This window comes from Reichenbachiella agarivorans (assembly GCF_025502585.1).
In the GTDB taxonomy this organism is placed as follows: domain Bacteria; phylum Bacteroidota; class Bacteroidia; order Cytophagales; family Cyclobacteriaceae; genus Reichenbachiella; species Reichenbachiella agarivorans.
Genome location: NZ_CP106679.1, coordinates 948,233 through 963,732 on the forward strand (window position 1 = coordinate 948,233; position 15,500 = coordinate 963,732).

The following is a 15,500-nucleotide window of genomic DNA, read 5'->3' on the forward strand; positions in this document are numbered from 1 at the left end:
CGCCTTAATTAGGTTTTGAATAAAATACTTTTACTTTGATCCCGTCCTTTGGGATTACTGTTTGGTTCACTTTGCCCAGATCTACTGGCATGACCACTACTTTGTTGTACACTTCCTCATTTACATCCTCTGGTTCAGCGAAAATATACCCGTTAGCAATCGAATGACCAAAAAATGTGGCAGCACCACGATAAGAAAAACTAGTTGTGTCAATAGCCAAACTCAACAAATCCAGTGCTCCTGTCAAATACCCAATATCTTTCAAAACCCCAGTATTGTATATATCATTTGTTGTTAGACCTTGGACATTTATCTGAGTGCTATCGCCCACAAAATAAAGTCTCACTTGAGACACTTTTTCATCGAGCGTAGTTTCCTCTCCGTCTGTAGGCAGTTCAAATTCCAAATTATTGATCTGAATCAGTTCTTGCTCATCACCACGAAGAAAATCAACAAGAGGTTGCATATCGATTTTCGGATAAATACCAGCTGCCGCATTGAGATAGACATTGCCATCATCCACATCGAAATTCCCAAGATTAGTTATACCTGTACCTATCAAACTACCTGTTCGGTCCGTCGTAATTTTATTATACTTTGCAGCAGATGCAGAGAGCGAAAAATTAACTGCAAGACTATCGAAGTAAACTGAGTCGGCTTTGTTACTATCTGGTCCCACGATATGATAATGCACATTGAGTGCAGTATATCCTGTAGAGGTAAACCCAATAATTGACGTATTATCATCTCCCCCTCCAATGGCAATACCTTTGAAATCAGTAGCAAGCAGAGTAGCTCTATTAGATTGTCTGGCAATATCAAACAATCGATCGCCCCATTCCCTTTTCAAATAGAACTTGACAGTATCCACAGTTTCATTCACAATAGAATCTAAGCGCGGTACAAACGAAAATTCATTTCCAGCTTCGAGAGGTAAAATAGGCGTGTTAAATTTTGACAAATAGTAAACACCTGAAAATAGTTGATCATCGACTTCATAGACACGAATGGTCTGCGCCTTTATAGACTCCTTGCTATGGATATAATCATACCCCAAAGTCAATACTGTCGAATCCACTACATAAGAGTACCAAAGTGTATCTACAACCAATGGAGACGTAGATACAGTATCCAGTTTGAACCCTAGACTTTGAATCCCAGATGTCGTAGACAGTTGATTGTACGACATAGCACTAGTCTTGCCATACACATCATCCGTGACTGACCCTACCAACAACCTAGTATTTCCACTGGTTCTAAGGCTATCAATAAAGACATTTTGCGCAGGCAAGTATATTTCTTCATAAAAAACTCCTGATGCCACGCCATCAGGATCCAATCCCAAGCCAACTTCACTAGGATCCTCACACGAAAAAATGAAAAAGGCTGCGAATGTCAACAGCCCTAAACAATTTTTATCCAACAAGCTCATTATATAAATTGTAGTACGAATCTAAGTAGTTAGCGTCTTTTTGTATTGTTTCAACTTTTTTGTTCTTTGGTGCATTATTAATCAACTTGTCAATAATGTCACCAGCTTCTTCTTTGGACTTGATCACAGCATCTGCATACTCCATACCCAACCTTACGAATCCCTCAAAGTCTGCTGATCTTAAATGATCCAACATGCTTTCATCGATATCCATCATCATCGCCTTGCTGATCAAATCATCATTGAACTTGTGCTCAAAAGAGTTCCCATAGATGTTGTAGATAGATTTAGCATTTTTGAAAATCGGATCGTTTTTGTAGGTTGTCTTCAAATACAACGGGATGAAACTAGTCATCCAATCATTGCAATGAACGATATCAGGTGCCCAACCCAGCTTTTTCACTGTTTCCAAGGCGCCTTTACAGAAAAAGATGGCTCTTTCGTCGTTGTCTTCGTGGAATTTCTCCTCCTTATCAACAAATACAGATTTTCTGTGAAAATAATCTTCATTGTCAATAAAGTAAACTTGCAATTTGGCATTGGGGATAGAAGCTACCTTGATGATCAAAGGCTTTTCTTCATCTCCTACCGAAATGTTTATTCCAGATAATCTTACTACTTCGTGTAATCTATTCTTTCTTTCATTGATTAAACCGAATCTTGGGACCAAAATTCGTATTTCCATTCCTCGCTCCTGCATGGCCTGTGGTAAGGCTCTAACATAATCGGCCACTTCTGTGGTCTGTAAAAATGGGTTTATTTCATTTGCAACGTAGAGTATTTTATACTGTGACATAAACCTTTATTTTTAAATGTTATTGTTTCAAAATGACCACAAAATTACACTATTTTTGGATCATTTTCAACTAAAATGGCTTTTAACATCAAAAGACATCTTAGTTATACCTTCTCTTATGAAAGTAATACACAGTATTTTAGAGCTGAGATCAATTCTTAAAACGCAAAGACTAGAAGGTAAATCCATTGGTCTGGTAGCAACTATGGGGGCGCTTCATCAAGGCCACCTCAGCCTGCTCACACATAGCGTGGCTCAAAATGACCTGACTGTTTGTAGCATTTTTGTCAATCCGATACAGTTCAACAATCCCGAAGATTTGAAAAAATATCCTCGACAAGAACAAAAGGACTTGGATATGCTAAGGGAAGGCAATTGTGATTTGGTATTCATCCCCTCTACTGATGAAATGTATGAGCAAACAACCATGATTCAATTCAACTTTGGACACTTAGAAACAGTGCTGGAAGGTGAATTCAGACCTGGCCACTTTTCAGGTGTAGGGGTTGTGGTTTCCAAACTATTCAATATCATTCAGCCAGATAGAGCCTACTTTGGACAAAAGGATTTGCAACAATTGGCTGTGATCAAAAGACTAACCGTGGAATTAAACTTCCCTGTGGAGGTCATAGGAGTGCCCATCATGCGTGAGTCCAATGGACTAGCAATGAGCTCTAGGAATTTGAGGCTTTCTGACTCAGAAAAGGAAACAGCTGCACAATTGTATCAATCGATGCTCAAAACAAAAGACCTTATCGCCAGTGGGGTATCGTTCGCAGACGCCATTGAAAACACAAAAAATGAAATCATGTCTCTCGACAATCTCAACCTAGAATATCTAGAGATTGTAGCATCAGATACCATGAAAGTTCTACAAAACGCACATGACACCACAGATGTTTCTATTTGTGCTGCAGCATATGTGAGTGGTGTGAGAATAATTGATAACTTGTATTTAAAACAGAAAAATTGAAAACTTCAACAGTTGTAAAATTTAGCGTTTCACTTATTCTAGGCGGACTGATTTTCTACTTTGTATTTCGAAATGTTTCATTCGATGATTTTAGCGAGAAACTTTCTGAAGTGAACTATTGGTGGGTCTGGTTATCCATGGCACTGTCGATAGTGAGTCATTTGTTCAGATCCTACCGTTGGAATTTGGTATTAAAACCCTTAGGGTATGAAGTGACGCTTTGGAGAACATTTTTAGCTCTGATGACAGGATACCTAGCCAACTTGGCCTTCCCAAGATTGGGAGAGGTCACCAGGTGTGGTGTATTGAAACGCATCGATTCTGTACCCATCAGCGTAGGATTCGGCTCTGTCATTACCGAACGAGTATTAGATTTTCTAATTCTACTGAGTCTCGTTGCGCTGGACTTATTGGTTGAGTTTGACAAAATTTTTCAATATTTCATGACCTCTGTCAGATGGGAAGATTGGAAAGAAAAAAAAGAACTCATCTTCGGCATTGGTGCTTTGCTGGCCATATGTGGTGTGATTGGCATACTTGGACTCAGATATGTGCTGAGCAAAGAATTCAACAATGCTACATTCAACAAATTGAAAGGTAAATTCTTAGAAATATTAGATGGTCTCTGGTCCATCCGAAAAGTGGAAAGTCCCGTAGGCTATATCCTATCCACTATTGCTATTTGGGTACTATATTATTTGATGAGCTATGTGATTTTCTATTCCATGGATGAAACCATGGGACTTGGATTTGGCGCAGGGCTATCGATATTGGCAGCAGCAGGTGTATCCATGGCGATGCCTGTACAAGGAGGAATTGGTGCCTACCACGCATTGGTCAGCGGTGTACTCGTCATTTATGGAGTAGGTGCTACGACAGGCTTGTTTTTTGCCACTTTGTTGCACACCTCTCAGGTCATCATGATCATTGTCGTAGGAGGTGCCTGCCTAGGAATCAGTCTTTTTGTGCCTAAAAGAAATAAAACAGAAAAGGAAGTAATAACGTAATGTGATTTTGAAGTTCATTTGCTAAATAATTATAATCCACAGCGATATGATAGTAATATTAATAGTGTTCATGATAGTTGGCTTTTTCGTCAGTAGTCGACTGAAAAGCAAATTTAAAAAGTACTCACAGGTGGGACTTAAATCTGGCTTGTCAGGACGTGAAATTGCGGAATTGATGCTACGAGACAACGGAATCTATGATGTAAAAGTCATGTCCGTAGAAGGTCAATTGACAGATCATTATAACCCAGGCAACAAAACTGTAAACCTAAGCCCAGAAGTGTATGGTGGACGAAGTGCGGCAGCAGCAGCTGTGGCTTCACATGAGTGCGGACACGCCGTACAGCATGCCACTGCCTATAGCTTCTTGGAGTTCAGATCTGCGATGGTCCCTATCCAAAACCTAAGCGCCAAGGTTCTAAATTTTCTCATGATAGGCATGTTCTTGTTCGGAAGCATGGTCTACTCCATGGGACTCGATACGATCTTTCTAGTAGTGGTAATTGCGCAAGGAGTAATCACCTTGTTTGCTTTGGTGACATTACCAGTAGAATTTGATGCGAGCAAACGTGCATTGGCTTGGATAGATGAGCGTGGCATTGTGACCAAAGAAGAGCATGTCATGGCCAAGGATGCTTTGCACTGGGCAGCTATGACCTATGTCGTAGCAGCGATATCGGCAATTACACAATTGCTCTACTTCGTCATGATGTTTATGGGAGCCAATAGAGATTAATCTATTAAATAAGAATTGACTGAAGACCTGAGAAATCGGGTCTTTTTTTTGTTTGTCTGATAAAAAGTATGCGTGCATACTATTAAATATTTTGGATTCATTATTTTCACCACAACATCAATCGAATATTATGGACTTTCAATACACAGAAGAGCAAATGGCTGTAAGAGAAGCCGCTAGAGAGTTTGCACAAAACGAGCTCCTACCAGGAGTAATAGACCGTGATGAACATCAAAAATTCCCCGCCGAGCAAATAAAAATGATGGGTGAATTGGGATTTTTGGGCATGATGGTCAAGCCCGAGTATGGAGGTGGAGGCATGGACACCGTCTCCTATGTCTTGGCTATGGAAGAAATATCCAAAATAGATGCGTCCTGCTCCGTATCGATGTCTGTCAACAATTCTTTGGTCTGCTGGGGATTAGAAAAATATGGTACTGCCGAGCAAAAAGAAAAATACCTCAAGCCGCTCGCTTCTGGTCAAATCATCGGTGCTTTTGCCCTATCTGAGCCAGAGGCAGGCTCTGATGCCACCTCTCAACGTACTACCGCTGAAGACAAAGATGATCATTATCTGCTGAACGGAACAAAGAACTGGATCACCAATGGTAGTTCCGCTTCTGTATATATTGTGATCGCCCAGACACACCCAGACAAAAAACACAAAGGCATCAATGCGCTGATTGTCGAAAAAGGTCAATCTGGTTTCACCATTGGACCCAAAGAAAATAAAATGGGTATTAGGGGTTCTGACACCCATTCATTGATGTTTTCGGATGTCAAAGTTCCTAAAGAAAACAGAATTGGAGATGACGGTTTTGGGTTCAGCTTTGCCATGCAGGTACTCAATGGTGGTAGAATTGGTATCGCATCCCAGGCTTTGGGGATCGCCTCTGGTGCCCTCGAACTCTCGATCAAATATGCAAAAGAGCGTAAAGCGTTTGGCAAGTCCATCTCTGATCATCAAGCCATCCAGTTCAAACTCTCAAAAATGGCAACTGAGATAGAGGCAGCCCGATTGCTGATCCTCCAAGCAGCCATGAAAAAAGACCGTGGAGAATCTTTCGTCAAAGAAGCTGCCATGGCCAAATTATTTGCTTCTCAGACAGCCATGGATGCGACCATTGAGGCTGTACAGATACATGGAGGTTACGGCTATGTCAAGGAGTACCATGTAGAAAGATTGATGCGAGATGCCAAGATTACTCAGATATACGAAGGCACCTCTGAAATTCAAAACATTGTAATTGCACGAGAATTATTGAAATAATATAAATGATTGGGCATTGCATGAGAGTCATTTCCTTTGTGTTTTTTTAAGTAAATATTAGATTTATACAATAGAATATTTGATATTTGTCAATATTCGAAGGTAAATCCTAAATAAGTCACAGTGGAAGACTACAACAAAATCATAGAGTCGCTCGGAGTTAGATTTATATCGGCTAAGAATATTAATATTTTACAGCCGGTTACAATTGAAAATTATTACGATGTAGAGAACGTATTTCTCTATGTACACAAAGGCGAAGTTTCTTTTGGGAAGGAAAAGGAAGTCGTATCCGAGAGCGAGATTTTATTTGTACCAGGAGGAAAAATGGTCTCCATTACCTACGGTACTGGTCAGGCCATCAATTTATCCAATGATGACTTCATCAATAGCCGAGAGAAATACTTCCAAAACAATGAGAAGTTTACTCCTAAGCTGGAAAATGACAATGTCACCATGATTAATTTTGAAGCAAAGGTCTTTGACACGGTCAACTTCTTCGCTTCGTTGGACATTCCACCATTTGTCATCCGAAACAACAACAAATTGATTTCATTGGCAAAGCAAATTGTGAGTGAAATATATGCTGATCTACCAGGAAAGGCCAGAGTTGTCAAGTTACAGACCGATCAAGTCGTAGTAGAATTGATCCGTCACATCCTAGAGCAAGGCCTATTTGTAGAACAGTTGGCGACCAATTCTACCTACTTCAAAGACCCTCGATTAATAGACATCTTCTCTTACATCAAAGATAACCTCAGAGACGATTTGTCCAACAAAGCGCTGGCCAATGTTGCCAACGTATCTGAAGATTATGTAGGACAATATTTCAAAATGCTAACTGGTATCAACCCACAAGACTACATCGAGTACCAACGCATGGAGATGGCTGTCAACATGCTACGCACTTCTAAGAAAAGTATCCGAGAAATAGGGAAAGAGGTAGGATTCAAAGACACTGCCTATTTCTGCAGACGCTTCAAAATGATGTTTGGGATTCCCGCAGGTAAGATGAGACGCAGAGAATCACTGATGAATGTCTAAGGTAGCATTCATGCTATTGATTTTGTCCGAAGCTTCGATGAGTAAACTGTAATCATTCTCCAGTGCATTGCCGATCACAACCATGTCAGCTCCAGCTTCCAAAGCCAATCCTACTTTACTGATCGAATTCAGCCCGCCTCCAACGACCAGAGGTACAGATATAGACCTAGATACCGTTGATATGATCTTCTGTGGAATTGCCTTTTGCGCACCGCTCCCTGCATCCAAATAGATCGTTCTCAGTCCCAACATCTCTCCTGCCATCGCTGTACATGCGGCAATGGTCGGCTTGTCCGAAGGTATCGGGGTTGTATTACTCATATAACTGGCTGAGGTTGCTGGTCCAGAGTTGACTAACATGTAACCCATTGGGATGATTTCTAATTTGCTCTTCTTGAGAATGGGTGCAGCCAACACATGTTGTCCTATGAGGAAATCAGGGTTTCTTCCAGAGATAAGCGACAGCAGCAAAATGGCATCTGCATTAGAATCGATTTGAATGTTGTTGCCTGGAAAAATCAGTACTGGAATATTCGTGTTTGATTTGATGATCGAAATGACCTTAGAAAAATTATCATTTGTAATCAAACTCCCTCCCACAAACAGAAAATCAACTTTGTTTTCCGTACAGAGATGGATGGTTTGAATCAGACTAGAGGAATCCTCTACCTTATCTGGGTCGATGAGTATCGCAAGAGATTTCCTGTTGACCTTTTTATTTTCTACCAGTTGATTGAGTAGGCTCATTGTCATTTGCTTCTAGTTTGTTGCTCAATTTCTCAATAGCGATTGGGAGCAGGCTCTTGAGAGCCAATGTGAGGATAGACTGACTGATCATGCTGGCAGCCTTAGGTGGTCCAGACTTTATCTTAGTTTTGACTTTGGGACTAGGTCGTGAAGGCGAGACTAGTTTATAAATCAGATATCCTCCAGCCAAACCAGCCGCTATAGCTCCAACTACCGTGAGACTCTTTTTCAAGTTTTTTTCCAATTCTTGTGCCTCATAGTCCAAGTCACCTATAAGTTCCCTTTCCTCTCTCTGTAGTTTGCTTTTACGTGACAAGAGTTGCTGATTATTCTTCATTTGATTCTTCTTTCGAGCTAAAATTTTCCATCAATTTATCCTCAAAAAAGGACTTCAAATTTCCTGATTTCAGAAGATAAAGTACAATTAATAAAAACAAGAGATAAATCCCCGCCACGATAATAAACCCCAAATAGGTACTGGCTAGTAATTGATTGAATAAAAATGCCATGCCCATGCTGACAAAAAATACAACTAATCCTCCAATGAGAATAATGATAAAATAGGCGATCACTTGCGCCAGCGCATTGGAAATTTGAGTAGTCATATCAAGCTTGAACAACTCAATCTTGACCTTGACATAGTCTGATAGGGCGCTTTTTATTTTATTGATATTAAGTATATCTATCACGTGTAGAATGCTTTTTATGAGCTATAAATATAAGTGAAATGCGATAGAAGTAAATCTATTTTATGCCTGAGAATATTGGGGTTATGCCTATATCCCACAAAAGAGGCATAATTATGTACACGAAAAGCGTAATCAACAGGATTGACAGCATATTCAGAAAAACTCCTGCTCTAATCATATCCTTCATTGTCAAATGTCCACTCCCAAACACAATGGCATTGGGCGGTGTAGCTACTGGCAGCATAAATGCACAAGAAGCCGCCAATATAGCCCCAACCATGAGGTAATATGGGTGAATGTGCATGGCAATGGCCAAAGCTGCCAAAATTGGCAAAACCATACTCGCCGTGGCGACATTGGAAGTAAGTTCCGTTAGGAAATTGACCAAAGTCACAATGACCACAATCACGAGAAGCAGCGGTACAGCTTGAAGATGATTCAGTGAATTTCCAATCCAAGTGGCCAAATCTGTCTTGATAAAAGCATTAGCAATGGACAATCCTCCTCCAAAAAGCAATAGCACCCCCCATGGAATCTTTTTGGTAGTCTTCCAATCCAACAGTTTCCCTCCCTTGGTATCTGGAATGATAAAAAGCAACATTGCACCAGCTATCGCTATAATCGTGTCATCCAATGCAGGAATGAACCGGTTCAAAACATACTCTCTACTAATCCAACTAAATGCAACCAGTCCAAAAATCACAAGTACCCTCTTCTCTTCAGCAGAAAGCCGCCCAAGGTTATCCAATTTAACCTGAATCCCTAAGTCTCTACTTTGGTTGTCACCAGAACGGTACAGTACTTTGGTAAGGACAAACCATGTCAGGGCAATCATACAAATTGAAAACGGTAACCCAAATAGCATCCATTCTCCAAATGATATTTCAATTCCCAAACTCTCTTTGACCACACTGGCAAAAACAATATTGGGCGGAGTGCCTACCAAAGTAGCCATTCCTCCGATGGAAGCAGAATAGGCGATTGCTAATAATAGGGACTTAGAAAACCGTTTGTCTCCATTTAAATTGGCGATCACTGATAGGCCAATCGGCAGCATCATCAAGGTAGAAGCGGTGTTGGAAATCCACATGGACAGAAAGCCAGTAGCAATCATAAATCCCAAAACAACCTGACTGGGCTTGCTACCAATTAGCAAAATGATGTTGAGAGCGATTCTGGTATGAAGATTCCATTTCTCAATCGCTAATGCTATGATAAAGCCACCAAGAAAAAGAAAAATGAGTGGATGTGCATACGGAAAAGTAGTTTCTTTGATCGGGAGTACGCCCAAAAGAGGAAAAAGCAAAATTGGTAGCAGTGCAGTTGCTTCTATGGCGATTGCCTCGGTCATCCACCACCAACCAATCCATGCTGTAGAAGCCAAAACTGCCCGTCCTTGATCAGACAAGCCCTCAATCTCAAAGCCAAAATAGATCAGTAGAAACAACAAAGGCCCTAATAACACCTTGATTATTTTCTGACCATAGGCTGTCATGCTGACAGTTCATTGAGGGCTATCCATGCCATGAGTCCTGGACCTAACGCAAGCGCATCTTCGTCTATATCAAAAGTAGAAGTATGCACTGGAGAAATGATGTTTTTCTCTTCATTTCGCGTCCCTAAACGGTAAAAACAAGCACTGGTTTTTTGGGAATAATAGGCAAAATCCTCCGCACCCATCCACACATCCAGATCTACGACATTCTCTTCCCCTAAATACTGAATAGCCGCTTGTCGCGCTCTTTCGGTCAGTTCTGGTTGATTTTCGAGGTAGGGATACCCTACCTGGATATTAAAATCACAGTATCCTCCCATAGATTCGGCCAGACCTGATGCCAGTTTTTTCATGCGAGCGTGTGCTTCCTTTCTCCACTTTTCATCAAGTGTTCTAAAAGTACCTTCAATCTTCACTTCACTAGGTATGACATTGGTTGCACCCATAGCCATGACTTTACCGAAAGTCAATACACTAGGCGTAATGGGTTTTGCCATACGGCTAACTACCTGCTGCAAGGCAACTATGATGTGCGAAGCAATTAATACTGTATCCACACACATTTCAGGCAAAGCACCGTGACCACCTTTGCCACGTACTGTGACATAAATTTCATCTGCACTGGCCATGTACATCCCTTTTCGGAATCCTACTTTTCCTACTGGAATGAGCGGCATGACATGCTGCCCAAAAATGGATTCAGGACGAGGGTTTTTCAGTATTCCTTCTTTGATCATGAGGGAAGCGCCGCCTGGAAAGACTTCTTCTCCTGGTTGAAAAATAAATTTGACCGTCCCTTCAAAATCATTTTTTAGTTCATTGATGATTCTGAGAGTAGACATCAATGATGAAGTATGAACATCATGCCCACAGGCATGCATCACGCCTGGATTCTTAGATTTGTACGATTTTAAGCTTTCTTCCTTGATTGGCAGGGCGTCCATGTCTGCTCTCAAGGCAGTGACTTTCTTCTCTGGATTTTTGCCTTCGATGATCGCTTCTATACCATTTCCAGCAATGCCTGTTCTGTATTTTACTCCTAGTTTGTCCAAGGTTGCGATGACAAACGCAGCGGTTTCTGTTTCTTCAAAAGATAATTCTGGATTGGCATGCAGGTGTCTTCTGTTAGCAATCGTGTCTTCATGAAATGACTCAGAGAGTGATTTTATCTTATTGATCAAATCCATAGGTAAATTTTGGCTAAGGTAATCAATTTACACTTTTACCGTGTTCGACTTTTGTTCAAAGTCTATAAAATTGAATGATCTCCAACAAGCTGTTTGAATAATTGCGAAAATCACAATTTCCGTAATATCAATACTAATCTCGCAATGGAATCCTGTCTGGAATCAAGACAGCTCTTGAAAAAGAAGCTTTCAGGGTATTATAATCACGATTAGCCTCTAATTTGGAGTAATACTTACCCACTCTTACTTTGTAATTTGGCTGATCATAAATCACTCGTGGCTTCTGATCCTCCAGCAAATCATAGGCTCTACTTTTGTACCCATTGGCGTCATCTCTGCTGTTGCCAGAATAAATCTGAATCGTAAAGCCATCTACATAATTGACGTCCTTTCGAGAAGCAATGATGATGTTGGTCACACTATCCAAATCCGCATGGATATCATGCGTAGGCTCCACATCTTCTACCTCTGTCACAGTAGGATTTGTGACCACAGCCGATTCCTCGGTGGGTGCGACCTCTGTCGTGCTGTAATCATTTCTGTAAATGGACAAATCTTCGTTGTACGAACTGCTGCTGGCTGTTTTGGCACTAGGGGCACAAAACTGCAGCAGCGTAGCAATGGTGATGATTGGAAACACAGCCAGCGGATTAATATGACGATAGTTTTTCAATGTTCTAAAGATAATCTTTATGAATTAATTTTCGATGACTACACAACTGTTACTAGCCACATCAGCCTCTACACTCTTGAATTTGACGTCTTTCTTGATTGTACCATCTGCATATTGTACAGAAACTTTGTCATTTCGACCATAGATCTTTTGTGATTTGATAGGGGCAGTCTTCTCTACGGGTGCAGTTCTGTTGCCATTTCCTGCAGAATTCCCTCCTAAAGCTGAACCCGACTCCTCCTTGCTTTCCTTGTAGTTTTGAGACACACGCTGGCGTCTAGCCTCTTGCACCTGATCTGGATTTTGTACAGGTATTTCTGCCTTGGTCAGGAAAGAAACGGTGTCTTCGTTGACTCTTGCGATAAACTGCTTGAACATCTGATAAGACTCAAACTTATACACCAACAATGGGTCCTTCTGTTCGTGTACAGCCATTCTCACCGATTGTTTCAAATCATCCATTTCTCTAAGATGTTCTTTCCAACTCTGATCAATGATTGCTAGCGCGATAAGTTTCTCCATTTGTTTGATCAACTCACGGCCTTCCGTTTCTACCACCTTTTCTAGGTTGGCTACCACGCCGATTTGTTTTTGACCATCTGAAAATGGCACTTGCACCTCCTTGAACGTGGCTCCACGCTCGTTCAAGATATTTCTCATGATCGGCAAGGATCTCTCAGCCACATGCTTGTTCTTTGCTCTGTAGTTGACAAGTGCCTCATGGTACAAAGTGTCCGTCAACTTATTTTGATCGCTTGAAGCAAAAACCTCTTGGGTTGCTTTGCTATCCAAGCCAAGAATACTCAACGCGTTGAGCTTGAAACCATTGTAATCATTGGCATTCTTCGCATTGAACACCAATTCCTCCGTAGTATCATACATCATATTGAGGATATCTAGATCCAACCTCTCTCCAAACAGCGCATTCTTACGACGTGAATAGATTACTTCTCGTTGAGAGTTCATGACATCATCATACTCCAAAAGATGCTTTCTACTCGCAAAGTTATTTTCCTCTACTTTCTTCTGCGCTCTTTCGATGGATTTGGTAATCATACTGTGCTGGATTACCTCTCCTTCTTCCAGTCCCAATCTGTCCATGATCTTGGCGATTCTGTCTGAACCGAATAGACGCATGAGGTTGTCTTCCAGAGACACAAAGAATTGTGAAGAACCGACGTCTCCCTGACGACCAGATCGCCCTCTAAGCTGTCTATCCACACGTCTTGACTCGTGTCTTTCCGTACCGATGATGGCTAATCCACCAGCTGCCATAGATTCTTTGGTCAGTTTAATATCTGTACCACGACCCGCCATGTTGGTAGCGATCGTGACAGTGCCTGGCTTACCTGCTTCAGCCACTACATCTGCTTCTCTGGCGTGTTGCTTTGCATTCAGTACTTGATGCTGAATACCCTTCATGTTGAGCATTCTGCTCACGAGTTCCGATATTTCTACAGATGTCGTACCGACCAAGACAGGACGTCCTGCTTTGGACAAGTTGACAATTTCATCCGCCACAGCATTGAACTTTTCACGCATGGTTTTGAACACCATGTCTTCTCTATCGTCCCGTTGCATCGGACGATTGGTTGGGATGACAATGACGTCCATTTTGTAGATTTCCCAGAATTCCCCTGCCTCTGTCTCCGCAGTACCCGTCATACCAGCTAGTTTGTGGTACATCCTGAAATAATTCTGCAAGGTGACAGTAGCATAGGTCTGCGTGGCATCCTCTACTTTGACATTTTCCTTGGCTTCTATCGCTTGATGTAGGCCATCAGAATATCTACGGCCATCCATGGCACGTCCTGTCTGCTCATCAACGATCATTACCTTGCCATCCACTACGATGTATTCGGTATCTTTTTCGAACAACGAATAAGCCTTCAAGAGTTGGTTGACTGAGTGAATTCTTTGTGCCTTAGCAGAATAATCACGTACCAAAGCTTCCTTCTGATGCAGCATATCACTTTCGGAAAGCGTAGAATCATTTTCCAGTCTCGCGATTTCCATCCCAATATCTGGGAGAATAAAGAATGTAGGATCTTCCCCAGAACCTGTGATCAGATCAATACCATTGTCAGTCAGTTCGATACCATTGGTTTTTTCATCAATGGTAAAATAAAGAGGTGCATCTGCCTCTGGCATCAGTTTTTGATTGTCTGCCAGATAAATATTTTCGGTCTTTTGGAGAATCTGACGCATGCCAGTCTCACTTAAGAATTTGATCAAAGGTTTGTACTTCGGCAGCCCTCTAAAGGCTCTAAAAAGTGCCAGTCCTCCTTCGTTTTCATCACCACTGGCGATTTTCTTCTTGGCTTCATTTAGAAACTGAGAAACCTCTTTCTTTTGTGCCTCTACTAGTTTGGCTACCCTTGGTTTGAGTTCGTAAAACTCATGCTCATTTCCTTTTGGAATAGGACCAGAAATAATCAGCGGTGTTCTCGCATCATCAATCAAAACCGAATCTACCTCATCGACCATGGCATAATGATATTTCCTTTGAACCAGTTCGTCTGGGTGACGCGCCATGTTGTCTCTCAGGTAATCAAAGCCAAACTCGTTGTTTGTACCGTAGACAATGTCACACTTATAAGCTTGTCGCCTTTCAGGAGAATTGGCCTGGTATTTATCGATACAATCGATCGTCAGTCCATGGAATTCAAATATCGGTGCGTTCCACTCCGCATCTCTTTTGGCGAGGTAATCGTTGACTGTGATCACATGTACACCTTGTCCTGATAGACCATTGAGGAATGCTGGAAGAGTAGCTACGAGGGTTTTACCTTCACCTGTCATCATCTCAGCAATCTTACCTTGGTGGAGAACCACTCCCCCTATCAACTGTACGTCGTAGTGGATCATTTTCCAAACTACGTCTACTCCAGAGGCCTTCCATTTGTTGTGCCAGATGGCTGTCTCTCCTTGAATTTCTACGTTAGGTTTTTTGGCTGCAATGGCTTTGTCCATCATGGTAGCCTGTACAACCAGCTTCTCATTGACCGTCAATCTACGAGCCGTATCCTTCACTATCGCAAAAGCTTGAGGAAGTATAGAAAGGAGTACTTCTTCCAGACTTTTATCTCTTTCCTTGGCGAGTTTATCTATTTGTGCAAATACAGCCTCTTTGTCATTGATTTCCATCTCTGGATTGTCAGCAATGGTAGCATGATGAGCAGCGATCTGATCATCGATACTTTTGAGGTGTGCAGTGATTTTATCTTTTAATTCTTGAGTCTTGCCTCTGAGCTGATCGTCAGACAGTGAAGCAAGTTTTTCATATTCACCATTGATTAAATCTACATAAGGCATCAGCTCTTTGATATCTCTATCTGCTTTCGTTCCAAATACTTTTGCAATGCCCTTGGTTAATATATCCAACATAAAATGTAGTGATTAAATAAAGAGGTAAATTTAATTTCTTTTTGATTCTTGCCTACCTATTCAT

At 41.4% G+C, this 15,500-nt stretch carries 14 protein-coding genes; 5 read left to right on the forward strand and 9 right to left on the reverse strand.

Annotated features, from left to right (window positions below):
* Window positions 1-4: 4 nt before the first annotated feature.
* Window positions 5-1,432, reverse strand: coding sequence for a DUF4270 domain-containing protein (locus N6H18_RS03975; RefSeq protein WP_262310539.1), 1,428 nt, complete (start codon window positions 1,430-1,432; stop codon window positions 5-7).
* Window positions 1,416-2,228, reverse strand: coding sequence for a glycogen/starch synthase (locus tag N6H18_RS03980; protein ID WP_262310540.1), 813 nt, complete (start codon window positions 2,226-2,228; stop codon window positions 1,416-1,418). The genes N6H18_RS03975 and N6H18_RS03980 overlap by 17 nt, the downstream gene beginning before the upstream one ends.
* Before the next feature lie 118 nt (window positions 2,229-2,346).
* On the opposite strand from N6H18_RS03980, the gene panC reads away from it, so the two are divergent.
* From panC to N6H18_RS04005, 5 genes are all read left to right on the forward strand, one after another.
* The gene (gene panC, locus N6H18_RS03985) at window positions 2,347-3,201 is read left to right on the forward strand and encodes a pantoate--beta-alanine ligase (protein WP_262310541.1); all 855 of its coding nucleotides are present in this window, start codon (window positions 2,347-2,349) and stop codon (window positions 3,199-3,201) included.
* Window positions 3,198-4,208 (forward strand): lysylphosphatidylglycerol synthase transmembrane domain-containing protein, encoded by a 1,011-nt coding sequence (locus N6H18_RS03990; RefSeq protein ID WP_262310542.1) that lies wholly within the window; start codon window positions 3,198-3,200, stop codon window positions 4,206-4,208. The genes panC and N6H18_RS03990 overlap by 4 nt, the downstream gene beginning before the upstream one ends.
* A 46-nt stretch (window positions 4,209-4,254) precedes the next feature.
* Window positions 4,255-4,944 (forward strand): zinc metallopeptidase, encoded by a 690-nt coding sequence (locus N6H18_RS03995; RefSeq protein ID WP_262310543.1) that lies wholly within the window; start codon window positions 4,255-4,257, stop codon window positions 4,942-4,944.
* Window positions 4,945-5,074: 130 nt separating this feature from the next.
* Window positions 5,075-6,214: an acyl-CoA dehydrogenase gene (locus tag N6H18_RS04000; protein WP_262310544.1), complete on the forward strand. Its 1,140-nt coding sequence runs from the start codon at window positions 5,075-5,077 to the stop codon at window positions 6,212-6,214.
* Between the two features lie 123 nt (window positions 6,215-6,337).
* A complete protein-coding gene (locus N6H18_RS04005) occupies window positions 6,338-7,258 on the forward strand; it encodes an AraC family transcriptional regulator (RefSeq protein WP_262310545.1) in 921 nt (306 codons plus the stop codon).
* Here N6H18_RS04005 and N6H18_RS04010 read toward each other — a convergent pair.
* The 7 genes from N6H18_RS04010 to secA form a co-directional block, all read right to left on the reverse strand.
* A complete protein-coding gene (locus N6H18_RS04010; protein ID WP_262310546.1) occupies window positions 7,241-8,011 on the reverse strand; it encodes a phosphoglycerol geranylgeranyltransferase in 771 nt (256 codons plus the stop codon). The genes N6H18_RS04005 and N6H18_RS04010 overlap by 18 nt on opposite strands.
* A complete protein-coding gene (locus tag N6H18_RS04015) occupies window positions 7,974-8,342 on the reverse strand; it encodes a hypothetical protein (protein WP_262310547.1) in 369 nt (122 codons plus the stop codon). Before N6H18_RS04015 ends, N6H18_RS04010 begins: the two co-directional genes overlap by 38 nt.
* On the reverse strand, window positions 8,332-8,694 hold the full coding sequence (locus N6H18_RS04020) for a phage holin family protein (RefSeq protein WP_262310548.1): 363 nt from the start codon (window positions 8,692-8,694) through the stop codon (window positions 8,332-8,334). Before N6H18_RS04020 ends, N6H18_RS04015 begins: the two co-directional genes overlap by 11 nt.
* Before the next feature lie 55 nt (window positions 8,695-8,749).
* Complete coding sequence (locus N6H18_RS04025) at window positions 8,750-10,189, reverse strand: SLC13 family permease (RefSeq protein WP_262310549.1); 1,440 nt, start codon at window positions 10,187-10,189, stop codon at window positions 8,750-8,752.
* Complete coding sequence (locus N6H18_RS04030) at window positions 10,186-11,376, reverse strand: M20 metallopeptidase family protein (protein ID WP_262310550.1); 1,191 nt, start codon at window positions 11,374-11,376, stop codon at window positions 10,186-10,188. The genes N6H18_RS04025 and N6H18_RS04030 overlap by 4 nt, the downstream gene beginning before the upstream one ends.
* A gap of 133 nt (window positions 11,377-11,509) precedes the next feature.
* A complete protein-coding gene (locus N6H18_RS04035) occupies window positions 11,510-12,016 on the reverse strand; it encodes an SPOR domain-containing protein (protein WP_262310551.1) in 507 nt (168 codons plus the stop codon).
* 57 nt (window positions 12,017-12,073) lie between these two features.
* The gene (gene secA / locus N6H18_RS04040; RefSeq protein ID WP_262310552.1) at window positions 12,074-15,436 is read right to left on the reverse strand and encodes a preprotein translocase subunit SecA; all 3,363 of its coding nucleotides are present in this window, start codon (window positions 15,434-15,436) and stop codon (window positions 12,074-12,076) included.
* Window positions 15,437-15,500: the final 64 nt, after the last annotated feature.

What these genes read in the sequence shown, in the direction of transcription:
- N6H18_RS04025 (WP_262310549.1), bottom strand. Translation starts at nt 10,189, where the DNA reads ATGACAGCCTATGGTCAGAAAATAATCAAGGTGTTATTAGGGCCTTTG.
- N6H18_RS04000 (WP_262310544.1), top strand. Translation starts at nt 5,075, where the DNA reads ATGGACTTTCAATACACAGAAGAGCAAATGGCTGTAAGAGAAGCCGCT.
- secA (WP_262310552.1), bottom strand. Translation starts at nt 15,436, where the DNA reads ATGTTGGATATATTAACCAAGGGCATTGCAAAAGTATTTGGAACGAAA.
- N6H18_RS04030 (WP_262310550.1), bottom strand. Translation starts at nt 11,376, where the DNA reads ATGGATTTGATCAATAAGATAAAATCACTCTCTGAGTCATTTCATGAA.
- N6H18_RS03975 (WP_262310539.1), bottom strand. Translation starts at nt 1,432, where the DNA reads ATGAGCTTGTTGGATAAAAATTGTTTAGGGCTGTTGACATTCGCAGCC.
- N6H18_RS03980 (WP_262310540.1), bottom strand. Translation starts at nt 2,228, where the DNA reads ATGTCACAGTATAAAATACTCTACGTTGCAAATGAAATAAACCCATTT.
- N6H18_RS04010 (WP_262310546.1), bottom strand. Translation starts at nt 8,011, where the DNA reads ATGACAATGAGCCTACTCAATCAACTGGTAGAAAATAAAAAGGTCAAC.
- N6H18_RS03995 (WP_262310543.1), top strand. Translation starts at nt 4,255, where the DNA reads ATGATAGTAATATTAATAGTGTTCATGATAGTTGGCTTTTTCGTCAGT.
- panC (WP_262310541.1), top strand. Translation starts at nt 2,347, where the DNA reads ATGAAAGTAATACACAGTATTTTAGAGCTGAGATCAATTCTTAAAACG.
- N6H18_RS04015 (WP_262310547.1), bottom strand. Translation starts at nt 8,342, where the DNA reads ATGAAGAATAATCAGCAACTCTTGTCACGTAAAAGCAAACTACAGAGA.